The 21,744-nt window shown below is 63.0% G+C and carries 24 protein-coding genes and 1 pseudogene; 15 read left to right on the top strand and 10 right to left on the bottom strand.

Annotated features, from left to right (window positions below):
• Nucleotides 1-49: 49 nt before the first annotated feature.
• Nucleotides 50-1,399 (bottom strand): cytochrome P450, encoded by a 1,350-nt coding sequence (locus A4G99_RS11410; protein WP_066143510.1) that lies wholly within the window; start codon nucleotides 1,397-1,399, stop codon nucleotides 50-52.
• 89 nt (nucleotides 1,400-1,488) lie between these two features.
• Here A4G99_RS11410 and A4G99_RS11405 point away from each other — a divergent pair, with 89 nt between their 5' ends.
• The 6 genes from A4G99_RS11405 to A4G99_RS11380 all read left to right on the top strand — a co-directional run bounded on the left by A4G99_RS11405 (nucleotide 1,489) and on the right by A4G99_RS11380 (nucleotide 6,148).
• Nucleotides 1,489-2,151 carry a helix-turn-helix domain-containing protein gene (locus tag A4G99_RS11405; RefSeq protein WP_066143506.1) on the top strand — a complete coding sequence of 221 codons (663 nt, stop codon included), beginning with the start codon at nucleotides 1,489-1,491 and terminating at the stop codon, nucleotides 2,149-2,151.
• Between the two features lie 111 nt (nucleotides 2,152-2,262).
• The gene (locus A4G99_RS11400) at nucleotides 2,263-3,504 is read left to right on the top strand and encodes an MFS transporter (RefSeq protein WP_223301838.1); all 1,242 of its coding nucleotides are present in this window, start codon (nucleotides 2,263-2,265) and stop codon (nucleotides 3,502-3,504) included.
• Nucleotides 3,505-3,577: 73 nt separating this feature from the next.
• Entirely contained in the window at nucleotides 3,578-3,832 is a 255-nt protein-coding gene (locus tag A4G99_RS27195) for a hypothetical protein (protein WP_223301837.1), read from the top strand.
• A gap of 390 nt (nucleotides 3,833-4,222) precedes the next feature.
• Entirely contained in the window at nucleotides 4,223-4,834 is a 612-nt protein-coding gene (locus A4G99_RS11390; RefSeq protein ID WP_066143503.1) for an aminodeoxychorismate/anthranilate synthase component II, read from the top strand.
• Complete coding sequence (locus A4G99_RS11385; RefSeq protein WP_066143501.1) at nucleotides 4,819-5,688, top strand: aminotransferase class IV; 870 nt, start codon at nucleotides 4,819-4,821, stop codon at nucleotides 5,686-5,688. Before A4G99_RS11390 ends, A4G99_RS11385 begins: the two co-directional genes overlap by 16 nt.
• A 49-nt stretch (nucleotides 5,689-5,737) precedes the next feature.
• Entirely contained in the window at nucleotides 5,738-6,148 is a 411-nt protein-coding gene (locus A4G99_RS11380) for a Rieske (2Fe-2S) protein (RefSeq protein WP_066143498.1), read from the top strand.
• A 788-nt stretch (nucleotides 6,149-6,936) separates the two neighbouring features.
• Here the strand turns inward: A4G99_RS11380 and A4G99_RS11375 are convergent.
• Nucleotides 6,937-8,042, bottom strand: a pseudogene (locus A4G99_RS11375) (glycosyl transferase family 2).
• A gap of 83 nt (nucleotides 8,043-8,125) precedes the next feature.
• A complete protein-coding gene (locus A4G99_RS11370) occupies nucleotides 8,126-9,268 on the bottom strand; it encodes an MFS transporter (protein ID WP_066145155.1) in 1,143 nt (380 codons plus the stop codon).
• 182 nt (nucleotides 9,269-9,450) lie between these two features.
• Here A4G99_RS11370 and A4G99_RS29265 point away from each other — a divergent pair, with 182 nt between their 5' ends.
• Together A4G99_RS29265 and A4G99_RS11365 are read left to right on the top strand one after the other, a co-directional pair.
• On the top strand, nucleotides 9,451-9,654 hold the full coding sequence (locus tag A4G99_RS29265; RefSeq protein ID WP_082837792.1) for an HVO_0758 family zinc finger protein: 204 nt from the start codon (nucleotides 9,451-9,453) through the stop codon (nucleotides 9,652-9,654).
• Between the two features lie 133 nt (nucleotides 9,655-9,787).
• A complete protein-coding gene (locus A4G99_RS11365; RefSeq protein ID WP_066143495.1) occupies nucleotides 9,788-10,771 on the top strand; it encodes an NAD-dependent epimerase/dehydratase family protein in 984 nt (327 codons plus the stop codon).
• 6 nt (nucleotides 10,772-10,777) lie between these two features.
• Here the strand turns inward: A4G99_RS11365 and sppA are convergent, their stop codons facing one another.
• The gene (sppA, locus tag A4G99_RS11360; RefSeq protein WP_066143492.1) at nucleotides 10,778-11,806 is read right to left on the bottom strand and encodes a signal peptide peptidase SppA; all 1,029 of its coding nucleotides are present in this window, start codon (nucleotides 11,804-11,806) and stop codon (nucleotides 10,778-10,780) included.
• Nucleotides 11,807-11,861: 55 nt separating this feature from the next.
• Nucleotides 11,862-12,725, bottom strand: a complete 864-nt coding sequence (locus A4G99_RS11355; RefSeq protein WP_066143488.1) for a coiled-coil protein — start codon at nucleotides 12,723-12,725, stop codon at nucleotides 11,862-11,864.
• Nucleotides 12,726-13,139: 414 nt separating this feature from the next.
• Here A4G99_RS11355 and A4G99_RS25925 point away from each other — a divergent pair, with 414 nt between their 5' ends.
• The 4 genes from A4G99_RS25925 to nth all read left to right on the top strand — a co-directional run bounded on the left by A4G99_RS25925 (nucleotide 13,140) and on the right by nth (nucleotide 15,172).
• Entirely contained in the window at nucleotides 13,140-13,292 is a 153-nt protein-coding gene (locus tag A4G99_RS25925) for a hypothetical protein (protein WP_190303744.1), read from the top strand.
• 83 nt (nucleotides 13,293-13,375) lie between these two features.
• Complete coding sequence (locus A4G99_RS11350) at nucleotides 13,376-13,792, top strand: DUF371 domain-containing protein (RefSeq protein ID WP_066145153.1); 417 nt, start codon at nucleotides 13,376-13,378, stop codon at nucleotides 13,790-13,792.
• A gap of 36 nt (nucleotides 13,793-13,828) precedes the next feature.
• Nucleotides 13,829-14,338, top strand: coding sequence for a M50 family metallopeptidase (locus tag A4G99_RS11345; protein ID WP_082837791.1), 510 nt, complete (start codon nucleotides 13,829-13,831; stop codon nucleotides 14,336-14,338).
• Nucleotides 14,339-14,365: 27 nt separating this feature from the next.
• Complete coding sequence (gene nth / locus A4G99_RS11340; protein ID WP_066143483.1) at nucleotides 14,366-15,172, top strand: endonuclease III; 807 nt, start codon at nucleotides 14,366-14,368, stop codon at nucleotides 15,170-15,172.
• A gap of 9 nt (nucleotides 15,173-15,181) precedes the next feature.
• Here nth and A4G99_RS11335 read toward each other — a convergent pair whose 3' ends face one another.
• Both A4G99_RS11335 and A4G99_RS11330 read right to left on the bottom strand, forming a co-directional pair.
• Nucleotides 15,182-15,589 carry a DUF5518 domain-containing protein gene (locus tag A4G99_RS11335; protein WP_223301836.1) on the bottom strand — a complete coding sequence of 136 codons (408 nt, stop codon included), beginning with the start codon at nucleotides 15,587-15,589 and terminating at the stop codon, nucleotides 15,182-15,184.
• A 119-nt stretch (nucleotides 15,590-15,708) separates the two neighbouring features.
• Nucleotides 15,709-17,100 (bottom strand): NAD-dependent succinate-semialdehyde dehydrogenase, encoded by a 1,392-nt coding sequence (locus A4G99_RS11330; RefSeq protein WP_066143476.1) that lies wholly within the window; start codon nucleotides 17,098-17,100, stop codon nucleotides 15,709-15,711.
• 207 nt (nucleotides 17,101-17,307) lie between these two features.
• On the opposite strand from A4G99_RS11330, the gene A4G99_RS11325 reads away from it, so the two are divergent.
• Nucleotides 17,308-18,696 carry a cation:proton antiporter gene (locus A4G99_RS11325; protein WP_223301835.1) on the top strand — a complete coding sequence of 463 codons (1,389 nt, stop codon included), beginning with the start codon at nucleotides 17,308-17,310 and terminating at the stop codon, nucleotides 18,694-18,696.
• 8 nt (nucleotides 18,697-18,704) lie between these two features.
• Here the strand turns inward: A4G99_RS11325 and A4G99_RS11320 are convergent, their stop codons facing one another.
• Nucleotides 18,705-19,232 (bottom strand): hypothetical protein, encoded by a 528-nt coding sequence (locus A4G99_RS11320; protein WP_066143473.1) that lies wholly within the window; start codon nucleotides 19,230-19,232, stop codon nucleotides 18,705-18,707.
• A 60-nt stretch (nucleotides 19,233-19,292) separates the two neighbouring features.
• Between A4G99_RS11320 and A4G99_RS11315 the strand changes: the two genes are divergently transcribed.
• Nucleotides 19,293-19,640, top strand: a complete 348-nt coding sequence (locus A4G99_RS11315; RefSeq protein ID WP_066143470.1) for a DUF192 domain-containing protein — start codon at nucleotides 19,293-19,295, stop codon at nucleotides 19,638-19,640.
• 2 nt (nucleotides 19,641-19,642) lie between these two features.
• On the opposite strand, the gene A4G99_RS11310 is transcribed toward A4G99_RS11315, so the two are convergent.
• Together A4G99_RS11310 and A4G99_RS11305 are read right to left on the bottom strand one after the other, a co-directional pair.
• Nucleotides 19,643-20,071 (bottom strand): CopG family ribbon-helix-helix protein, encoded by a 429-nt coding sequence (locus A4G99_RS11310; RefSeq protein WP_066143468.1) that lies wholly within the window; start codon nucleotides 20,069-20,071, stop codon nucleotides 19,643-19,645.
• Nucleotides 20,072-20,110: 39 nt separating this feature from the next.
• Nucleotides 20,111-21,181 carry a S66 peptidase family protein gene (locus A4G99_RS11305; RefSeq protein WP_066143465.1) on the bottom strand — a complete coding sequence of 357 codons (1,071 nt, stop codon included), beginning with the start codon at nucleotides 21,179-21,181 and terminating at the stop codon, nucleotides 20,111-20,113.
• A gap of 152 nt (nucleotides 21,182-21,333) precedes the next feature.
• Between A4G99_RS11305 and A4G99_RS11300 the strand changes: the two genes are divergently transcribed.
• Complete coding sequence (locus A4G99_RS11300; RefSeq protein ID WP_066143463.1) at nucleotides 21,334-21,732, top strand: hypothetical protein; 399 nt, start codon at nucleotides 21,334-21,336, stop codon at nucleotides 21,730-21,732.
• Nucleotides 21,733-21,744: the final 12 nt, after the last annotated feature.

Below are 21,744 nucleotides of genomic sequence, written 5' to 3'. Positions count from 1 at the left end.
GGCGATGACGAAAATCCGAGTTGTAATCGGGGTCGTCCGCGAAATTCGCTCAGTCGGAGCGCCGGTGGACGGTCATCGGTATCTCCTTCTTCGGGCGGGCCGTGATGGTCGCCATCAGGTCCAGTTCGGCCTCGGGCGTGAGTTCGATGTGGAACTGCTGGTAGATGGTGGCGAGCAGGAGACGCGCCTCCAGCATGGCAAAGCGGTCGCCGATACAGCGCCGCGGACCGGCCGCGAACGGGAAGTACGCGAGTTTCGGGAGCGACTTCTCGAACTCCTTGGTCCAGCGCTCGGGTTGGAACGCGAGCGGGTCGTCGTACCAGCGCGGGTCGCGGTGGACGACCCACTGGTTCATCTGCACCGTCGCACCCGCCGGAATCTCGTAGCCGCCGATGATGTCCGGTTTGGTCGCCTCGCGGACGATGCCCGGCACGGGCGGGTAGAGTCGCATCGACTCCTTGACGACCTTTTCGGTGTACGTCAACTCGTCCAGGTCGGCCATCGTCGGCGTCTCGCCGTCGAGCACCTCGTCGAGTTCCGCGATGAGTTTCTCCTCCACCTCGGGGTACTGCGCGAGGGCGTACATCGTGAGCGTCAGCGAGAGCGCCGTCGTCTCGTGCCCGGCGAGCAGGAGCGTGACGACTTCGTCCCGTATCTGCTCGTCGCTCATGTGGTTGCCGTGCTCGTCCGTCGCGTCGAGGAGCGTCGAGATAACGCCCTCGCCGGTCGGGTCCTCGCGCCGTTCCCGGATCAGTTGGTAGACGACGTCGTCGAGTTGCTTCCGCGCGTCCTTGATCTGCATCCTCGACGGCGTCGGAATCCCCGGCGGGAGGATGAAGTTGGCGAGGCTCTCGGTACCGAGCATGAACTCCTCCAGCGCCGACCCGACGGTGTGGACTTCGTCGTCGATATCGACGCCGAACAGCGCCCGCGCGACGATTTTGAGCGTCACCTCCATCATGTCCTCGTGGACGAGTCGCGTCTCGCCGTCCTCCCACGTGGCGAGTTCCTCCTCGGTGAACTCCGTCATCATGGAGGAGTATCGCTGAATCTCCTTGGGGTGGAAGGCGGGTTGAATGAGGTGGCGGTTGCGCCGCCAGACCGCGCCTTCGCTGTTCAGGATACCCTTCCCCAGCACCGGTCCGAGGATGTTCTGGAACCCCTCGCCCTTGATGTAGTTCTGATTGTTCTGGACGAGCACCTGTTCGATGTAGTCGGGGTGGTTGAGTTGATACATCGGCCCGTCGAGTTCCTCCCAGTGAACGATGTCACCGTACTCGCGGGCGTTTTCCGTCATGAAGCCGAACGGGTCGCGGATGAAATCCCATCGCGTTCCGACGATGGGGAGGCCGTCCGGTCCCGGCGGCGTGTCCCCGGTGGGGGGTGTGTCGCTACTCATGGTTGTTTCCTAGTACTGCCCCCAGCGGTCTATCTCTATATCCGATCATCCTAGGTGTGTTTAAATACTCTCGTGCGGTATCGTTCCCCATGCGGTACGCGACGATAGTCATGACGTGGGAGGACGACACGGCGGTTCATCCCATCGACGACCTGCTCTCCGAGACCGACGACGTGACGGTCGAGACGATTCGGTACGTCGGACCGGTGTACGAGGGGCGATACGTGGAACTCGTGGAACTCCGCGGCGACCTCGACGTCGCGCGGGAACTGTTAGCCGGTTCGCCCGAAACCATCGAATACGATATCGTCGGTGAGGACGGCTACGGCGTCCTCTACTTGCAGTGTCGAACCGGCGGTCTGGTCGATGACCTGCTCACCATCCTGCGCGAACACGAAATCGTCCTCGACTGGCCGATTCGGTACATCGACACGGGGAGCGAACACGGCCTCCAACTCACCGTGATCGGAACCAGCGATGCGATTCGACAGGCCGCGGGTGACGTTCCCGACGGCATCTCCCTGAAACTCGAACGGATGGGCGAGTACGAACCCGACATGGGAAAACTCTCGTCGATACTCACCGAGCGGCAGGAGACGCTCTTCGACCTCGCCGTTCGCGAGGGCTATTACGAGGTTCCTCGGGAGACGACCCACCGGGAACTCGCCGAGGAACTCGGCCTCTCGACGGGGACCGTCAGCGAGCGACTCCAGCGAATCGAGTCGAGGTTGGTCGGCGCGTACGTCAACTGATCGGCGAAAGTTCCGTTTCGGGACGGTTACGACGCGCCGGTAGGGCTGAGATTAATTACCTCCCCAGCGTCAGTTCTAGCAGGCACGGATTGCCGGAGAACGGGGGGAACCATGACGCCGCCACAGCCATCCGCTTCCGGGGATAGCAACACGAATACCGACGAGGAGACGTCCCCGTGGCGGTCGTCCACTGTCCAGATCGTCCTCGCGGCGACGCTCCTCGCGCCGCTTGGCGTCCCGCTCATCAGTCCGACGCTGCCCGCGTTTCGGGACGCGTTCGGGATCACCGACGCGCAGGCGAGTCTGCTCATCAGCACCTACTTCCTGACCGGAATCGTGCTGTCGCCGTTCATCGGCATGCTCGCCGACCGAGTCGGTAGGCGGGCCGTCCTCATCTGGGGGTTGATCGCGTTCAGCGTCTCGGGCGGTGCTATCGCTCTCGCGCCGAGTTACGAGGCCATCCTGTTGTTGCGAACCATCGGCGGGACCGCCGCCGCCGGTATCTTCATCACCACCGTCACGCTCATCGGGGATTCGTTCGAGGGCACCCAACGGAACTCCGTACTCGGGATGAACAACGCGGTGCTGTCCGCGGGGGCCGCGCTCTTCCCCATCGTCGGCGGCGCGCTCGCCACCGTCGCGTGGAACGTGCCGTACCTCGCCTACCTGCTCGGCCTGCCGCTCGCGCTGTACGCGGTTCGGCATCTGGAGGAACCCGCCCACGAACGCGACTCGAAGGGACTCGCCTATCTGCGCCGCGCCGCCAGCGTCCTCAGCGGACCCGACGCGCTCGTCTGCTACGGGGCGGCGTGCATGACTGAACTGCTGTTGTTCGGCACGGTGCTCACGATTCTGCCGTTCCTGCTGGCCGGGGACTTCGGCCTGTCGGCGTTGGCCATCGGACTCCTGCTCTCGGTCGCGGAACTCTCGTCGGTCGTCGTCTCCGCGAAGAACGGCTGGTTCGCGCGGTACACGTCGAACTACGGCCTCATCGCCGCCGGGTTCGCCTGCTATTCCGTCGGCCTGTTCGGCGCGTGGCTGGCACCCTCGCCGGTCTTCATCGGCGTGACGATGCTCGTCCTCGGTGCGGGTCTCGGCCTGTCCATGCCCGCCGTGGACGCCGCTATCAGCGACCTCGTCTCCGCGGGACTGCGCGGCGGGGCGCTGAGCCTACGCAACAGCACGACGTTCCTCGGGCGCGCCGCGGGACCGGTCCTGTTCGCCGCGCTCGCCGAGGTCACGGGCTACTACCCGCTCTTCGTCGGCAGCGCCGTCGTCGCGCTCGTCATCGCGCTCTCTATCGCCTCCATGAGCGTCTACCGGACCCGCCGTCGGCCCGTCGCCGAGGCGTAGGTCCGTCGAGATGCGGGTGGCACGGTGACCCGGCGGCAACAATCCTCTTTTGGCTCCGTCCCGACCTCCATCCATGGCGACCGTTATCGGAATTCGGTGTGCCGAAGGTACCGTTCTCGCCGCCGACCGCCGAGTCACGAGCGACGACGCCGTCACCTCGGACGGCGTCCGGCGGGTGTTCGAGTACGACGACGCCGGTGCGCCGTCGTCGGCGACGTCGGAGCAATCGAGGAGTTCGACCGTCGGTTCGGCACCGAACTCGACCGCAGTCGAGAGGAGAGCGACGACGTCCACATCGACCGAATCGCGCAGGTTGCGAGCGAGTTGACGGGCGAACTCGGTCTCGACGGGTTGGTCGTGGGGTGGGATTCGAACGGCGACGTCGGTCTCCGCGAAGTCGGGAGCGACGGCCTCGTGCTCGCGTCCGACGTGACCGCGCTCGGCAGCGGCGCGTCCGTCGCCTTCTGGCCCCCTCGAACAGGTCGACACGGACCGCGGGTTGGACGACGTGGAATCCCTCGCCCGCGAGACGCTCTCCATCGTCGCCCAACGCGATCCCGACACCGGCACCGACACCGACGTGGTGCGGTTCGAGAACGGCGACGATTGAGTTCGGGCGGTCATCGTTCGTTGTCGAACCCGCTTCGAAAAGAGTCAGCTTTTACGTCCCGGTCCGCCAACCGACGGCATAGAGACCATCACCGTCGCTCATCCCACAATGATTCTCGTCATCGACAACTACGACTCGTTCGCCTACAACCTCGTCCAGTATCTCGGCGAGTTCGCCGACGAGGTGGTCGTCCGGCGGAACGACGCCATCGACGTGGCCGGTATCCGCGCCCTCGACCCCGACGGAATCGTCGTCTCGCCGGGTCCCGGAACCCCGGACGACGCGGGGGTTTCGATGGCCGTCTTTTCCGAAACCACCTATCCCGCGCTCGGCGTCTGTTTGGGCTTCAGGGCGCTCTGTGCGGCCCACGGCGCGCGGGTCGGCCACGCGCCGGACGTCGTCCACGGGAAGCCATCGACGGTGACACACGACGGCGAGGGAATCTTCGACGGGTTGCCCACGGAGTTCGATGTCGGGCGATACCACTCGTTGGCGGTCGAACACGGTGACATTCCGGACGTGCTCGTCGAGACGGCGCGGACGACGGACGAGCGCGGCATCGTGATGGGGGTTCGGCACGCGACCCTGCCGCACGTTGGCGTGCAGTTCCACCCCGAGAGCATTCTCACCGACGAAGGGAAACGCCTCGTGCGGAACTTCTGTGAACTGTGCGAAGACGAACGGGAGCGTGAATCGGGAGGACCATGTACTACCACGTGAACGGCGACATCGTTCCGGCCGACGAGGCGACCGTGAGCGTCCGCGACCGCGGCTTCATGTACGGCGACGCGGCCTTCGAAACCCTGCGCGCCTACGGCGGAACCGCGTTCGAATGGGAGGCACACGCCGAGCGCCTGCAAGCGACCTGCGATGCGCTCGCACTCGATCACGGGATTTCCGACGAGGACTTTCTGGAACGTATCCGCGACACGCTCGACGCGAACGACCTCCGTGACGCCTACGTCAAACTCACCGTCTCCCGTGGTCCCCAACCCGGCAAACTCTCGCCCGGTCCAGCCGAGAATCCGACGGTCGTCGTGATGGTCTCGGAACTCCCCCGCGGCGGAATCGATGGGACCTCGGTCTGGGACGCCCCGGCGACCGCCGAGGTCGTGGAGACGCAGCGTGTTCCCGACGCGGCGCTCCCCGCCCACGCGAAGACGCACAACTACCTGAACGGGATTCTGGCCCGTCTGGAACTCGACGCGGACACGGACGAAGCCGTCCTGCTCGATTCGACGGGCGCGGTGACGGAAGGCGCGACGAGCAACCTGTTCTTCGTCCGCGACGGGGTGCTCCACACGCCGTCGCTCTCGGGTCCCGTGCTCCCCGGAATCACGCGAGACGTCGTCCGCTCGCTCGCCGACGACGCCGGAATCCCGACCGAGACGGGTCGCTACGACCCCGCGGCGGTTCGGCGGGCCGACGAGGCGTTCCTGACGAACACGACGTGGGAACTCCGCCCGCTCGCCTCCCTCGACGGTGTCGAAATCGGCGGCGGACCCGTGACCGACGAACTCGCCGCCGCGTTCGACGCGCTGGTCGAATCGCGCCACTACGATCCGGACGCGTAGAGCGCCCGTTTGAAAAGGCTCAAACTCCCTCGGCCGCAAATCCCGGTCGATGGACGAGCACAGCCGAATCGCCGCTGTCGAGGAGCTCCCGGACGACACCACCTTCCTGTTCACGATTCGGGAGGGCTTCGACGAGGAGGAGGCCATCCTGGTCGCCGACGACGGCGACGTCCGAGCGTGGCGAAACTACTGTCAGCACTGGACCGACGTGCGCCTCGACAAGGGCGACGGCGCGAGCATGCGCGACGGCGAACTCGTCTGCGGCAAACACGGCGCGCTGTTCGAAGCCGACACCGGGGTCTGCACCTACGGCCCCTGCGAAGACGCCGTGCTGGACGAAGTCGATATCACCGTCGAGGACGGGGATATCTACCTGACCGACGACGATTACGAGTTCGTCGAACAGGGCTCCTCGATCACGCACGACCTCTCCTCGAACCGCTCGCTCGGTTTCGAGTGACGATTCGGTTGGGGTTTTTCGGTTGGAGAGCTACCGTCCGCTACGAACAGATGTGTTTGGTCGATCTGTGAGTGTCGTTGCCGAGAGGATTCCCTCGAAAGCCTACGTCCGTTCGCTACGGGTTGCTTCTGGTTTCATTAAGAGAGCAACTACTGAGAACACTACCTCGAAAGCCCCCGCCCGTTCGCGGTCGCTGTGCAGGATATCTGCGCTCTCCGCAACGCCCGCGCAGATAGGGCCTACACAGCGACTAAACGCTGCGCGAACGGTCGGCCCCTTTCAATCCACCCAGACACTGCAACCGCACTGCACCACACGCCTCCCCAACCGATTCCCTCAGTTCGTTTCACTCACTTCGGTCATCCCTCGCGCGGGCGCACTTCCGTGCGCCTTCGCGCGCCATCCGGTTGCTCAGTAGCGCCTTGCCCGTCCAGCCAAGTGGCGCGCGTTGGTACCGACCGGAGGCCAGCGAGGTTTCTGCGAAACCTCTGGGTGAGCGGTGTAATTGCCGAGCAACGCTCGGCAATCAGCCAGACTCCATCTGGCGAAATTGCCAAGCGTTGCTTGGCGGTCAACCGGACGGAGTCCGGTGAAACCGCGAACCAATTGTCGGCCGACGGTCGGTGCCAATAGCGTGCGAGGGATAACGCAGGGAGCGACAGCGACCGCGAACGGGCGGGGGCTTTCGAAGTCTTCATCGCAGTTATTGAAATCGCATATGAATCATAAACGTCTCGTCGTAGCGAACGGCCGAGCGGACTTCTAGGGAACCGTTTCGTCGCTGTCCCTCAGTGGCGCTGGCCCGAAAGTTCCGCTCGCGCGGCGTCCAGAACATCCGCAGGGGAAATCGCAACGTCGTCCCAGGCCGGGAGAACCTCACTTCCACCGGAACGTTCCGGCGGACGGATGGCGTCGGCGTAGGTTTCGACCTGTTCGCGCTCGGCCATCGGATCGTACTCCAGTCCGTTGAACGCGGCGTCGGCGGCGTACTGCTGGACGAACTCGCGGCCGGTGTCGCGGTAGCGGGCGGGGAGCGTGTCGTACTCGGGGGCGACGCCGTGGTTCTCACAGACCCGGAAGAGGGCGTTTCCGACGCCCTCGCTCATGGTGGAGAGGCCGCCCGGCCGGCCACGCCGCGATGGGCGTGTTCGTAGCGACCCAGGTCAACCTGCGCGCTTCCTCCGAATCCGGCGTGCTCGAAGGCGTTCCCGAGGGTACCGACCTCCAGTCCCCAGTCGCGCTCGACGCGCATGCCGGTGGCGAGGTCGGCGGTCATGCCGAACTCCCCGGCCAGCGCGTAGCGGAACGCGCCGAGATAGTCGAGGATTTCTCCGTCGTTCGCTCCCAGCAGCGTGCGAACGAGCGGCGCGTAGAACAGTCGGAACAACCGACCGTAGAGGCGGTTCTCCTCGACGCGAGCGTAGTAGCCCTTCGTGAACGAGAAGCCGGTATCGAGCGGGGCGAGCAGGCGGGGGACGATGGACGGGTCGTACGTTTCGGTGTCCGCGTCGTGGCAGACGACGAACGCGGAATCGGCCGCCGCGACGCCGAGCGCCAGCCAGACGTCCCGGCCCTTTCCGGCGGAGCCTGCAAGCCCGTGATCGTCCAACAGCGTCTCGACCCGTGGGTTGGAACACCAGAGCAGCGTGAGCGGCAGGTCGAACGACGAGAGCCAGTCGTGAATCCGGCCGACGGAATCGCCGGGGGCGCGAAGCGGAACGACGACGCGGTTCGGGGCGACCGTTTCGAGCGTCGCGAAGACGCGTTCGGCCGTCCGGGACCCGTACTCCCGGTCGGTCAGTGGGACGACGACCGACGTCCGGTCGGTCGGCGCGTCGGGAACCCGCCCGTTCAGGTCGTGGAGCGTCGTCACCCGCTCCTGCACGTACTCCATTGGAGATGGCTTAGGACAGGGAGATGAAAAAGGGCGTGGAGTCGGCAGAACCGTCTCGGTTACCGGGGTCTTCGAAGTTCGAATTAGCTCGTCGCGGCCGCCGTCGGCAGTCGGTCGGCGCGGTGGAGCGCGACGAGGACGAACAGGATGGCGATCAAGCCGATGGAAAACGTCCGGAACACGGTATCGAACAGGAATCCGGCGTCCAACAGTGCACCGACTATCGAACTGCCCGCTGCCTGTCCGATCATGGCGAGGCCGCTGTACACCGCGTACGCGCTGGCCCTGTTCTCGTCCGGCAGGGAGTCGAGCAGGTAGGTGTCGAGCGCCGGAAACAGGCTGTGGATGACGTAGCCGAGGACGAGCGAGACCCCGACGATGGCGGCGAGTCCCTGCGCCGCCGTCAACGCGAGCAGACAGACGATGAACCCGCCGAGGATGGACAGCATGAGCGGGACGTGTGGGACCCGGTCGGCCAGTCGCCCGGTGAGGAAGAACGCCGGAACGCCCGCCGCGAAGACGACAGTCAGGAGCGTCCGTCCGGTCTCCAGCGAGAGATGTTTCGTCTGGTGGAGGTAGCTCGGATACCAGTTGAACAGTCCGTTCCAGACGAACCCCGTCGCGCCGATGATGGCGACGCCGCTGAGGATGATGGGCCACTGACGGCGGAACGCCGTCAGCAGGTCTCTGTCGGTGGCCCCCGCGTCGGGGAGTTCGGTTCGTCCGACGACCACGAAGTAGACGACGGTGACGGCGGCGGTGACGACCATGAGCAGTTTCAGCACGTCTCGCCACTCGACCATCGTCAATAGCAGGCCGACGAAGACCGGTGCGATGGCGGCGGCGAGTTGGCTGGCCATTCCGTGGATGCCGATGGCTCGCCCCACCCGGTCGGGGTACAGTTCGCTCACGAGTGGGTTCGCGGCGATGAAGTAGACAGCGCTCGCCGTCCCCATGGCGAACGCGCCGACGGCCAACACGGTGATATTTGGCGCGAACGCCGTAAGCCCGGCGGAGACCGTCAAGACGATGCCTGCACCGAGCACGACACGATGCCGGGCGACGCGGGTGAGGAGATAACCCGTCGGAATTCTCGGAAGCGCACTCCCGAGCCAGACGAGCGTCGCGATGAGTCCAATCACCGTGGCGCTGACCCCGAAGTGCGCTTTGAGCGGTTCGAGCAGCGGCGCGAACACGACGCGGGCGAAATTGACCAGGAAGACCATCGAACTGAGCGATGCGAACAGACGACCCCGAGACACGGGCGTGGATTTCGAGAGGGGGTAGTCAAACCTTCCGAAACGGGCAAGAGAATCAGTCTGTCCGAGGTATTCGTTCGCACTCGACACTCCCGAACGCCGTCGTTCGTCATCGAGCCGGGCGTGTAAGCTGAAAATCAGTTCCGTCGATGCCTATATGTCAACAGCAGATGTATGATCGCTCGATGCAATCAGTTCGAAGCGGTCTACGAAAGGGCGAGGTCGAGAAGGACACGTACGGGCGACTCTCGTGCTCGGGCTGCCGAGAATCTTTGAAAACACAAAACGACCCATCCGAGGTCTACTCGGTTCGTTTGTGTCCTGATTGTGGTAGTAAGTGGAAAGTTCTGTAAACACGATCACTTCTCCGAAGCGCTCGTCCCGTGCGGTGCTCGCGTGGCGATACGTCGCCCGACGCGTCGTCCCCGCGACTGTCGAGTTCGCTGGTTCCTGTAGGTTTATCGGCCAGTCACTCGCACCAGCGGTATGGCTCGCGCACTGCTCGTCGGCGGCACACGGTTCATGGGACGACACACGGTCGAGGAACTGCTCGACCACCGATACGAGGTAACGACGTTCACACGCGGCGAATCCGGCAACCCGTTCGCGGACCGAGCGGACGTCTCACACATCCGTGGAGATCGAAACGACCGCGACGCGCTCGAAGCCGCGCGGGACGACGTCGCCCCCGACATCGTCATCGACTTCTGCGTGATGCATCCCCAGCAAATCGAGACGGCAACCGACCTGTTCGCCGACGTGGACGCGTACGTCTACGTCTCCAGCGGAAGCGCGTACGCGGAGTATCCGATACCCATCCCGGAGGACGCGACGTTGCACGACTGCACCGACGAACAGGCCGACGACGAGTCGATGGAGAGCTACGGCCCGCGAAAGGCCGAGTGTGACCGCGTCTGTTTCGCCGCCGCCGAGGCGGACGTGAACGCGATGGTCGTCCGCCCCATGCTCATCTACGGCCCGTACGACTACACGGAGCGATTCGACTACTGGCTCCATCGCGTCGCGACATACGACCGTGTTCTCGTACCGGGTGACGGCGGGAGCCTGCTTCACCGGGCCTACGCCATCGACGGTGCTCGCGCCCTGCGAATCGTCGCCGAGCGCGGGACGCCCGGCGAGGCGTACAACCTCGCCGACCGCGAGACGATGTCGCTCGACGGTTCGCTGGAACTCGCGGCCGACGCCATGGACACGGAAGTCGAACTCGTCCACGCCAGCGAGCGCGAGTTGGAAACACACGGCCTCTCGTCCGCCGACTTTCCGCTGTACACGCCGACGCCGTTTCTGGCAGCGACCGAAAAACTCGGGTCCCTCGGATGGGAATCCACGCCGCTCTCCGAGACCGTCGATCGAACCGTCGAAGAACACCTCGAATCCGGGCGAACCGGCGAGGATGTCGGTCCCGACCGCGAGAAAGAGGAGGTCGTGCTCGACGCGCTCGTTGAGTGAATCCCGTTATCGAACGCGGAACTCGAACCCGTTCGCGTCTCCCGTTTCGTCGCCAAGCACGCTCGCCACGCCCGCGCCGAACGAGTAGGCGATGTCCCGCGCGCCGAGGTTCAACCGACGTCGGAGCGGCGGCGTCGGTTCGAACTCCTGCACCGACACCTCGCTCACGCCGAGTCGCTCGGCCAGTCGTGCTTCGACGTCCTCCCGCGTCCCGATCTCGTCCACGAGACCCAGTTCGCGCGCTTCCTCGCCGAGGTATACGCGGGCTTCGGTCTCCCGAACCGTCTCGGGATCGAGGTCGCGTCCGGCGACCACGCGCTCCACGAAGTCGTCGTACAGGCCGTCGATGATTCCCTGCAAGTAGTTGCGTTCGTCTCCGTCCAACTCCTTGAGCGGGACGCCCGCGTCCTTGTACCTGCCCGCCGCCAGTCGCTCGTAGGAGAGGCCGACCCTGTCGGCGAGTTCGGACGCGTTCACCCGCGAACCGATGACGCCGATGCTGCCGACGATGCTGGCGTCGCGGGCGAACAGTTCGTCGCACCCGCTCGCGATCCAATAGCCGCCGCTGGCACACGTATCCGTCGCGTACGCTATCGTGGGGCCGTCGAACCGCTCGGCCGCGAGGCGAATATCCTCGCTGGGAACGACCTCACCGCCGGGCGTGTTCAACCGCAACAACAGTCCGTTCGCGTTCGTGTCGTCGTTGGCTCGGTCGATCTGTTCCACGATGTCGTCGGCTGGCGTTCCACCTCTGGAGGGGAACCCGCCACCGCCGCCGTCCCGGCGTATCGGCCCTTCCACGGCGACTTCCGCCACGTCGTACGACGGAAACCGCTGGGCCGCGAACCGGGCGGCTGCTCGCGCTCCCATGACTCCCGCGAGCAGTACGAACAGGATTCCCACTACCTCCGCGAGCGTATTCGCATAATCGAGAAACAGCCACCACGCGACGACAACTGTCAGCACTGTTCCGCCAAAAACGATCGCGAGCCGTTGCCCACGACCACCCCCGTTCGACGAGCGTCCGCTTGCCATATCGATAGATGGGTGGGCGACGGCGTTAAAAGTTCGCTAGCAAAGGGTCAGCAGATTATAGCAGACCGGTCTTCTGGAGCTTCATGAGGTCCTCGGTGTCGAGGGTCTCTCCTTCCTTGAACTGCTGGTAGATTTCCTCGGCCTCGGCCTTGGCCTCTTCGCGCTCCTTGGCCTTCTCGGATTTGCGCTCCTTTTCCTCTTTCTTGTCGAGTTCGCGCAGGCGCTTCTGGACGCGGACGAAGTCCTCGTGGTGCTGGTCGGCAGCTTCCTGGGCTTCCACGAAGTTCTCGTGCATCGCGTCGGCGTCGTCACGGATGTCGTCGGCTTCGCGGTAGGCCTCGATCATCTTGTTGTGATGCTGCTGGGCCTGGTCCGCGAGTTCCGTCACTTTCTCGTGGTGCGTGCTCGCTTCGGCACGAACCTCTTCTGCCTCTTCGACGAGTTCTTCGAGGTCGTCGCTCTGATCGAGCTTTTCCTTGCGGCTCGTGTACTCGTCGCGCTTGGCCTCGATCTTCTCGATGAGTTCGCGCTCGTCCTCCGTGGAGAGGACTTCCGTCTGCTGTTTGAACTCAAGCTCTTCGATTTCCTTCTTGAGTTGCTCCAAATCCTTTCCCTCGTCGAGTTCGAGGTCGGATTTGCGGTCCTCGACGCGGTCGAACAGTTTGTTCGCCTCGGCGTTGAGTTCGTTGCGCTTCTTTTTGTGTTCCTGAACTTGCTCGTTCAGTTCGTCACGCTTTTCTCGGTGCTCTTGGGCCTCATCCACCTTTTCCCGTGTGCTCGCGTTCAAGTCATCACGCTTGGACGCGCGTTTGCTCGCCTGCTGATTCAGCTCGTTTCGTCGGTCTCGGAGCTGTCCTGCGAGTTTAATGAGTTCACCTTTCGACTTGTTCTGAAGATCCTCTTCTGTTACGCTTACCATTCTTAGTTAAACCTCGGTTCCTTCCACTCCGGCAAATGATAGCATCGCTACTCTTCTACGAGTTCCAACCATCCGATGACAATATTCCCATATCATTGGTTGACGCGCGGTGCTACCGTGACGCCGGAAGCGTTCAGGTATTACGAAGTATTCGGCATAGCTATTTAAAAGTTGTGCCCTCAAATTATGTGGAAACGCCTAGCACACGCTCCGTACCCCGTGGAAACGGTTGACACACACCTCCAATGGAGTTTATAAAGAATGAGTGGCACATGCAAGCGGTAGGGGCGGACGAATTGAAGAAACATCGTTCCGATTTGGGGAAAATACCCGAGAGAGGCGCGCTACGTCGGAGTTTCACTTTCACTCCGGATACGGGTCGATTTAACGTGGGTGGCGGACGGAAATCGAGGTATGATAGAAGCGCTCCGATGTACGTGTGAAGCGACGGATTGCGACCGCGAACTGGCCGAGCGGCATCTGATGCTGGCGATGCAGACCAGCGCGGGTACGCGCCGCGCATACGAGTGTGATTGTGGTGCAGTCACGGTGACGGTCACACGCTGACCGGGAACACGAACCCCAACCGCGACACCCAAATACGAACCGGAAATGACGACGCTGAAGTGGCCCCCGTGGAAAGCCGACCCATGAAGGAAACGATCCGCGCACGCGGTCACGAGAACGTATCCGCTCGCCACGCGAGCACGTTCGAAATCACGACTGATGACTTTCTCACGCCCGCAGGTGACTGCATCCTCGCCATCGAGGCCGACCGCGCGCCCGCCGACTTCGACCCCGACTTCGTGGCGGCCTGTCGGGACGAGGACGCCACGATAACCGTGACCGTCGAGGCGGGCGACCACGCCGAGACCGTCACCGGCCACGGCCATCCCGACCTCGAATTCGACAGCGACCGAAGCATGGTCGGCCGCACCAGCGACTACGTGGACGAACGAACGTTCGTCCTCGGTTGTGAGTTCGCTGCCGAAGGGTTCAACCGGGACCTCGTGACCGCGCTGGAGAACGGACTGGAAACCGTCGTCACCGTCGAAGTCGAACCGTAGTTACATTTTTATCAGGTCAGTAAAAATCAATTTCGTATGAGTATTATCACGGTGGCGATCAGTGTCTCCGTCATCATTGCGGTGTATCTTTTCCTCGTTCCGCTCGTGATGTTGGTTCACGAACTCGGTCACGCAATCGTCGCGCTGTTGCTCACCGACGGAACCGTCACCGTTACCGTCGGTGGCGAGCGCTATCGTCGGCAATTCGGCCGGTTCAGTCTACGGTTTTCACCCCACGGGTGGCGCGAATGGTGGTACGGATTTTGTCGCTACGAGACGCCGCCGCGACGACCACTCGGACGAGTGTTGTTTAGTCTCGCGGGGCCGCTCGCAACCGCTGTCAGTCTCGCCGTCATCCTCGCGCTTCGAAGCATTCCGACGGACCACTGGTCGCTGTTCGCGCTCAACGGCCTGCTTTGGTGGGGTGTGTACCAACTCGTCGTGACCCTCGTTCCGATACGATATCCCTCGTCGTGGGGGGCCTATGCGGGGACCACGAGCGACGGGTACGATGTGCTGAACGCGCTGCGCAATGCCAGAACCTAATTGAGAACTGCACTCCAAGAATCGTGTATGAGCGACGACCCGGAACCCGCTGAGAACATCAGCGGCGGGGCGGACGGCGGCGGCATGGCCGCCGAGTTCACACCCGCGGACGCCGAGACCCGCGCCGAGGAGGTCGTGGACCGACTCGGCGAACTGTACTGGCAGAAATCGTATGGCGGGCAGGACGCCTTCACCTGCCTCGTCCGCACCATCCTCAGCCAGAACACCAGCGACGTGGCCAGCCAACCCGCCCACGACGACCTCGTGGCGCGGTACGGCGGTGACGACCTCGCGGAAAACCTCGCTAAGGCCGACCACGGCGAACTCGCGGACACGATTCACTCCGCCGGGCTTTACAACCAGAAGGCGGACGTGATCATCGAATCGGCCGAGAACGTCCTCGCGGAGTACGGGAGTGCGACGGCGTTCGACGAGTTCGTCCGGGAAGAGGAACCGAGCGAAGTTAGAAAGGCACTGTTGGATATGAACGGCGTCGGGCCGAAGACGGCCGACTGCGTGCTGCTCTTCTCCGGCGGTCAGTCGGGCGTGTTCCCCGTGGACACGCACGTCCACCGAATTTATCGCAGGATGGGCATCGCCCCGGCGGACGCCGACCACGAGGAGGTGCGCGAGGTGCTGGAGGACGAGGTTCCGGCCGAGAAATGCGGGTTCGGGCACACGGCGAGCATTCAGTTCGGACGTGAGTACTGCTCCGCCCGGAAACCCGCGTGTCTGGACGGTGAGGAGGAATGTCCGATGTTCGATCTGTGCGAGCGAGTCGGGGTAGATGTGGAAAACGGTACGGTCGTCGACCCGGCGGAATCGGGACGGTGAAACCGGGGTTTAGCTGCCGACTGGTTCGGGTTTCTCCGAACCGAATTTACGTGACAGCCATCTTCCGATCATCGCGGCGATTGCCCCGGACACACCGACCATCACGGCGACGAACGCGATCAGTACGAACACGATGAGTACCTCCAAGGCTCCGAAAAATACGGGCTGGTCGAACTGTAAAATCGCACCGACCGTGGGGACCATGTCCCACAAGATCGGAAGTGACCCGACTAATCCGGTTCGAAACCCGATACCCTGCGCTTCTTTCCTTCCGCCGAGGGTTACTACTCCGCCGAGCAGTCCCGTCCAGAATACGATGCCGAAATCGAGCGTTCCGGGGTATGGTGCGTCGATTAGGACGTAAGCGGCCGAAATGAGTCCAGCAGGCAGCGCGTACGCCCACGGATGAGCCGTCACGAATTCACGCAGATCTCTCATCATGGGTTTGTTTGTATACTATACATTCGTGCGTGCATATATTTTGTTGACGAGCAAAAGCTAGCTACCCCGACCGATAGCGGAACTCGTCCGATTCTCTACTCCACGCCGCCCTCGGAGTGGGACACGTCCGACAGCCACATCGTCTTCTTGTTGACGAACTCGTGGATGCCGTGTTTCGAGAGTTCACGACCGTAGCCCGAATCCTTCACGCCGCCGAACGGGAGGCGGGGGTCGGATTTGACGAGTTCGTTGACGAACACCATGCCCGACTCGATTTCGCTGGCGACCTCCTTCGCCTGCCGTTTGTCCTGCGTCCAAACGCTCGCGCCGAGTCCGTAGGTGGTGTCGTTGGCGCGTCGAACCGCCTCCTCGGTGCTGGAAACTTTGAAGACCGAGGCCACGGGGCCGAACAGTTCCTCGTCCGCGGCGGGACTTCCCTCCGGAATGTCGGTGAGCACCGTCGGCGGGTAGTACGGTCCGTCCCTGTCGAGCGGTTCGCCGCCGAGTTCGACGGTCGCACCCGCGTCCACGCTCACCTCGACCTGTTCGTGGAGGTCCTCCATCAGGTCCTCGCGGGCCTGCGGGCCGATGTCGGTGTCCTCGTCCATCGGGTCGCCGATGGTCAGCGACTCCATCTCCTCCGTGAACGTTTCGAGGAACTCGTCGTACACGTCCTCGTGGACGACGAACCGCTTGGCGGCGATACAGGACTGGCCGTTGTTGATACAGCGGGCCTGCGCGCCCGTCGTGGCCGCGTCCTCGACGTCGGCGTCGGGGAGGACGACGAACGGGTCGCTCCCGCCGAGTTCGAGGACGGTCTTCTTGAGGTTCTTCCCGGCCGTTTCGGCGACGGCGCGTCCGGCCCCTTCGCTCCCCGTCAACGTCACGGCTTCGAGTCGTTCGTCCTCGATAATGCTCTCGACCGTGTCCGACCCGACGAGCAGGGTGGTGAACACGCCCTCCGGGAAACCGGCTTCCTCCAACACTTCCTGAATCGCCATGGCACACCCCGGAACGTTCGAGGCGTGTTTGAGCAGGCCGACGTTCCCCGCCGTGATGTTCGGTCCGATGAACCGGAACACCTGCCAGAACGGGAAGTTCCACGGCATCACGGCGAGAACCGGCCCGAGCGGTTCGTACGAGACGTACGATTCCACCTCGGCCTCCGTGCCGATGTGCTCGTCCTGCAGGAACTCCGCGGCGTGTTCGGCGTAGTAGTCACACACCCACGCGCATTTCTCGACCTCCGAAATCGCGGCGTCGAGGGGCTTTCCCATCTCCTTCGTCATCAACTCGCCGTACTCCTCCTTGTTGTCGCGGAGGACGTCCCCCGCTTTTCCGATGAGTCGCTGGCGTTCCTCTATCGGCGTGTGTCGCCACTCGTCGTAGGTTTCGGTCGCGCGCTGCAGTTTCTCGTCCACCGAACTCCCGTCGTCGTCGTCGTACGTCCCCACTACCTCGCCCGTTGCGGGATTGAGACTCTCCATGGATGAGGCGACATCGTCCACGGGCATGTACGCTGTGGCGGCCCACGCAAGCCGGTAGTATCGGGAAGAAAGGGTGGTCTAGTCCCATTTCGATGACGGTACCGTCGAACAATCGTCCGTTTCCGACCATACGCGCCCCATACTTATGCGAATCCCGACCGACCAGTATCCTCACATGAATCGTTCGGGGGGCGGGAGGAGTCGATAATGGCGTCGCTCGAAATCTTCCTCGTCATCGGGGTGAGCCTGTTGCTCTCGCTCGTTCTCAGCGAGGCCATCGAACGACTCGGCGAACCGGGATTTCTCGGTGAAATTCTCGCGGGCGTCATTCTCGGACCGTCAGTCGCCATGCTCATCAGCAGCACGGCCGAGAACAGCCCGTTCATCCTCATCGCAACCATCGGCGGTCTGTTGCTCTTTTTCGACGTCGGCTATCAGCAGATCGACCTGAGCGACCTGCTGGCCGCGTTTCGCCCCGTGCTGATAATCGGGTTGTCGGGCGTCTTTCTCCCGTTCATCGTCGGCTACATCATCGGGAGTTACTTCGGACAAGGGTTGGAGTCGAGCCTCTATCTCGGCCTCATCCTCTCGGTGACATCGGTCTCCATCGTCGTCCGAACCCTGCTGTCGCTGGACAAACTCGACACGCAGTATGGTCGCTGGATCCTCGGCGCGTCGGTCGTGGACGACGTGGTCGGCCTGCTCGGTATCTCCATTTTGCCCCTATTCTTCGTCGCCGGGGGGACCATGGGTACCATCTCCGCGCTCGGGTTGGCCGCGCTGTTCTTCGTCGTCGCGGCGATTTTCTACCGTTTCCTGCTCGACCCCGTCTCCGACCTGCTGTCGAAATCCGAAGTCGGCATGTCGGACTTCATCGGAATCCTCGGCCTTCTCTTCATCTTCGGCTACGCCTCCGACGCGGTGGACCTCTCGTACTTCATCGGCGCGCTCACCATCGGACTGGTGGTCTCCACGAACAAGCGATTGGAAGGCAAGAGCCTCCAGTCGGACGTGTATGGCATCGCGTACGGGGTGTTCATCCCGCTCTACTTCGTCGCCATCGGAGCCAGAATGAAACTCGCCGCGTTAACGGTCAACGAGTTTATTCTCGTCTTCGCTGTGTTCGGCCTCCTCTCGAACTTCATCGCGGGCTACGTCGGCAACATCATCGCGGGCGGACGTCGGGAACACTCGCTCATCCTGGGATTCGCGCTGTTGCCCCGCTCCGAATCCGGCATCGCCATCGTCTCGCTCGGCGTCGCACAGGGTATCGTCGGCAACCAGATATTCGTCGCCTATCTGGTCGTCTTCGTTATCTCCGTCCTGTTGACCCCGTCGCTACTGAAGCGGGCGGTCGAACGCGCCGAGGCGAAGAAAAGCAAGGAGAAGGGGTCGGGAACGGCGGGCGGTTCGTCGGATGCGGATAGTTCGTCCGGGTCGAATGGGTCGAATTCGGGTAACTCGTCTGGGTCGGGTGGCACGTCTGATTCGAGCGATTCGTCTGGGTCAAGTAGTTCCTCGGGGTCGAGTTCGGACGGTTCGTCCGGGTCGGATAGCTCATCGGATTCGAGCGATTCATCGGATTCGAGCAGTTAATCGGTCCGCTACTTCTCGCGTTCGTATCGCTCGGCCGCCGTCTCGAACGCGGTCTCGACCTGTTCCTTACTTCGTCGTCCTTCGGCCTCGGCGATGGCTTCCGGGTCGGGATTCACGTCGTCGTCGATACGTGCCCACGATTTGTGGACCTTCGCGTGACACCACCGACAGAGGTACACCGTGATTTCGTGAGAAAGCGTCTCTCCGCCTCCGGCGTACGAGAGGTGGTGTTCTTCGAGCAGCGGGCGTTCGTCGGAGTGGGCCATCCGCCGCTCTTCGAGACCGCAGCGGATGCATTCGCGGTCGCGGTTGCGACAGCGATAGTGCGGACAGTCGCTCCACTCCCAATCGCCGTCCGGGTCCGCGACGGGACAGCGAAACTCCTCCTCTCGACGCTCGCGGGCGAACTCGGGGTCGTGTTCCGGATGCTCGAACGCGTAGCGGCAGTTTCCCTCGTCGGTCAGGTGATCACAGAGTCCGGCGTGTTCGTAAGGGTCGTCCACGCCGACGGCGGTCCCCGACGGGGTTTTCTCCATGGTCGTGGGTGGCGGCGCTCTCGCACAAAAGTTTTGTCTCCCGCCTGAGGAGTTGGCGACGTGCGCGTCGTACACGAATCGGACGGACGGTCGGAGACGCTAGCGAACGATGTCGAGACGGCGGATTCGTTTCTCTCGCAGGCGAAGGGGTTGATGTTCCGGCGGTCGATTCCGGACGACTACGCGCTGGCGTTCCGGTTCGGCGACGTCGATGCTCGGGACGTCCACATGGTGTTCGTTCCGTTCGCACTCGACGCCGTGTGGACGACGGACGGGGAGGTTCAGCACGTCAAACGACTCTCCGCGTGGACCGGATTGGGAAAAGCCGAGGCGGACACGTTGTTCGAACTGCCAGCGGGCAGTACCGCCGACGTTTCGGTCGGCGATTCGGTTCGGTTGATCGAATAACTCTACTCGATGTCCTGGAGCGGCGAGAAGCCGTCCACGGGTGTCACCGAATAATCGACGGTCAGCGTGTCCTTCGTGGCGCGAATCTTGCCGACGAAGGTCGAAATCTCTTCCAGCGTGCCTTCGAGGACGAACAGTTCCATACAGTGGTGGTCGCCGATGTGGCTGTGGAAGTTCGAAGCGACGAGTCCCTCGTGTTCGTGGCGCAGGTGCATCATCCGCTCCTCGACGTTCGTCGTCTCGTAATCGAACATCACCGTGACGATGCCCATCAGTTCGCGGTTTTCGAGCCTGCGGTCCTCGAACTCGCCGAGGAGGTTTCGACTGGCTTCGCGGACGACCTCGCTCCGTCCGGTGTAGCCGTGTTCGTCGGCGAATTGGTCGATTCTGGAGAGCAGTTCGTCGGGCATGGAGACGCTCACGACGGTCATGTATTAACTGAGCACCGGATCGCTATTAGAATCTTATTATCAGTACTCGAATGTGATCCGTTCTTCCGTCGGGTCGACCGTCGCTTTGCCGCCGACCGGAATCGGGGCGACCGGCGCGGTGTGCCCGAAGTCGAGGTCGAAAACGACCGGCGCGTCCGGGTTGTACTCGGCGACGAGGTCGGTGATGGCGTCGCGTTGGCGTTCGCGGTAGGCCGTGCGTTCCTCGGGTGGTCGCTGGTCCTCGACGGCCCGCGCTTTCGCCCGTCCGACGAGCACGGCCGAAAACCGCGAGAGCAGTCCGCGTTCGCCCATTCCCATCAGCGTCCAACGAACGTCGAACTCGCTTGGCAGTTCCTCGGACGTTTCGAGCAGTAGCACCGCCCGGTCGAGTTCCTCGGCGAGGGGTAGATAGCGGTTGACCGACAACTGCTGATCGACGATGGCGAGACAGCCACCCCACGTCCTACCCGTGACGGTTTCGTCCGCATCGACAGTGCTGCCGCCGCGCCACTCCCACCCCGGATTCGGTTCCATCTCGCGCTGCTCGTCGAGGGTGTCGGAATCTCCCCAATCCAAGTCCTCGTCGGTAAATCGCTCGGACGGATGGAGTTCGCCGAACGAATCTTCGAACATGGTCCGCTCCAGATACTCCACGGTGTACTCGTGCATCGACCCCTGCATGGCGAACTCGGTGAACAGACAGCCGCCGTAAAACGAGACGATTTCCTCGTTCCAGAGCGCCATCTGGAGGTTCGTGTTGTCGCTGGTGCCGTAGAACCGCGTCGGGTTCTCGCGGAGCACGTCCGCGTCGAGGTGCGGCAGGATTCGAACTTGGTCCGCCCCGCCGATAACCGCGATAACGCCCGCGATGTCCGGGTCCGCGAAGGCGTCCATCACGTCCTTCGCCCGTGCCTCGGGGTGGTCGTCCAACCACTCGGGGGATTTCGTCGCCGTCGGGAATTCGACGGGATTCAGGCCGAACACCGATTCGAGGCAGTCGAGTCCCAACTCGTAGACGTCCGGGTACACCGTTGCGAGGCTAGTTCCGGGGGCGACGATGGCCACGTCGTCGCCCGGTTCGAGCGCGGGTGGAAGGACGAATTCAGTCATAGAAATCCGTTATCTAACTGCCACAAATAGCTTTCCACCCGTCAGTTACGGTTCCACTAACGGCCCATTAATCGAAAAATTTGCTGACAGAGCGATCCTAATTCGAACTTAATCGTGCCATAACAAAGAGTCGAAACGGTGTGTCCGTGTGTATGTCAAACCGCTCCGTGGACGGATTCGAGACGCGCCGGGCGTGGCCGGCGCTCGCTCCGAATCGGGCGTGGTTGTTGGCGGCACTCGTCGGGGGGAAGACGCTCGACGCCGTGAGCACCATCACCGTCCTCGAACTCCGTACGGACGTCTTCGAATCGGTGTGGCTCACCCGGACGCTCATGGAACATTTCGGTATGGTCGCCGGGTCGCTCCTCACCCTCGTGTTCGCCGTCATCGGCGTCACCCTCCTCGCCGAGAGCGGTCTCCTTTTCGAACGTGTATTTCCGAGTTCGTGGGTGCCGACCGGCTATCCGGCCGCCTTCAGAACCACTATCTATCTCTCCGCGGGTGCTTGGTACGGCTTCCTCGGAGTTCACAACTTTCTGTTCCTGTTCTGAAATTCGTCCCGA

This window comes from Haladaptatus sp. R4 (genome assembly GCF_001625445.1).
Lineage (GTDB): Archaea > Halobacteriota > Halobacteria > Halobacteriales > Haladaptataceae > Haladaptatus.
Note: the sequence above shows the minus strand (reverse complement) of the source record. Positions and strands in the feature narration are given on the sequence as shown.

Coding starts and splice junctions, on each gene's coding strand:
- A4G99_RS11410 (WP_066143510.1), bottom strand. CDS start 1,399: ATGAGTAGCGACACACCCCCCACCGGGGACACGCCGCCGGGACCGGAC.
- A4G99_RS11405 (WP_066143506.1), top strand. CDS start 1,489: ATGCGGTACGCGACGATAGTCATGACGTGGGAGGACGACACGGCGGTT.
- A4G99_RS11400 (WP_223301838.1), top strand. CDS start 2,263: ATGACGCCGCCACAGCCATCCGCTTCCGGGGATAGCAACACGAATACC.
- A4G99_RS27195 (WP_223301837.1), top strand. CDS start 3,578: ATGGCGACCGTTATCGGAATTCGGTGTGCCGAAGGTACCGTTCTCGCC.
- A4G99_RS11390 (WP_066143503.1), top strand. CDS start 4,223: ATGATTCTCGTCATCGACAACTACGACTCGTTCGCCTACAACCTCGTC.
- A4G99_RS11385 (WP_066143501.1), top strand. CDS start 4,819: ATGTACTACCACGTGAACGGCGACATCGTTCCGGCCGACGAGGCGACC.
- A4G99_RS11380 (WP_066143498.1), top strand. CDS start 5,738: ATGGACGAGCACAGCCGAATCGCCGCTGTCGAGGAGCTCCCGGACGAC.
- A4G99_RS11370 (WP_066145155.1), bottom strand. CDS start 9,268: ATGGTCTTCCTGGTCAATTTCGCCCGCGTCGTGTTCGCGCCGCTGCTC.
- A4G99_RS29265 (WP_082837792.1), top strand. CDS start 9,451: ATGCCTATATGTCAACAGCAGATGTATGATCGCTCGATGCAATCAGTT.
- A4G99_RS11365 (WP_066143495.1), top strand. CDS start 9,788: ATGGCTCGCGCACTGCTCGTCGGCGGCACACGGTTCATGGGACGACAC.
- sppA (WP_066143492.1), bottom strand. CDS start 11,806: ATGGCAAGCGGACGCTCGTCGAACGGGGGTGGTCGTGGGCAACGGCTC.
- A4G99_RS11355 (WP_066143488.1), bottom strand. CDS start 12,725: ATGGTAAGCGTAACAGAAGAGGATCTTCAGAACAAGTCGAAAGGTGAA.
- A4G99_RS25925 (WP_190303744.1), top strand. CDS start 13,140: ATGATAGAAGCGCTCCGATGTACGTGTGAAGCGACGGATTGCGACCGC.
- A4G99_RS11350 (WP_066145153.1), top strand. CDS start 13,376: ATGAAGGAAACGATCCGCGCACGCGGTCACGAGAACGTATCCGCTCGC.
- A4G99_RS11345 (WP_082837791.1), top strand. CDS start 13,829: ATGAGTATTATCACGGTGGCGATCAGTGTCTCCGTCATCATTGCGGTG.
- nth (WP_066143483.1), top strand. CDS start 14,366: ATGAGCGACGACCCGGAACCCGCTGAGAACATCAGCGGCGGGGCGGAC.
- A4G99_RS11330 (WP_066143476.1), bottom strand. CDS start 17,100: ATGGAGAGTCTCAATCCCGCAACGGGCGAGGTAGTGGGGACGTACGAC.
- A4G99_RS11325 (WP_223301835.1), top strand. CDS start 17,308: ATGGCGTCGCTCGAAATCTTCCTCGTCATCGGGGTGAGCCTGTTGCTC.
- A4G99_RS11320 (WP_066143473.1), bottom strand. CDS start 19,232: ATGGAGAAAACCCCGTCGGGGACCGCCGTCGGCGTGGACGACCCTTAC.
- A4G99_RS11310 (WP_066143468.1), bottom strand. CDS start 20,071: ATGACCGTCGTGAGCGTCTCCATGCCCGACGAACTGCTCTCCAGAATC.
- A4G99_RS11305 (WP_066143465.1), bottom strand. CDS start 21,181: ATGACTGAATTCGTCCTTCCACCCGCGCTCGAACCGGGCGACGACGTG.
- A4G99_RS11300 (WP_066143463.1), top strand. CDS start 21,334: ATGTCAAACCGCTCCGTGGACGGATTCGAGACGCGCCGGGCGTGGCCG.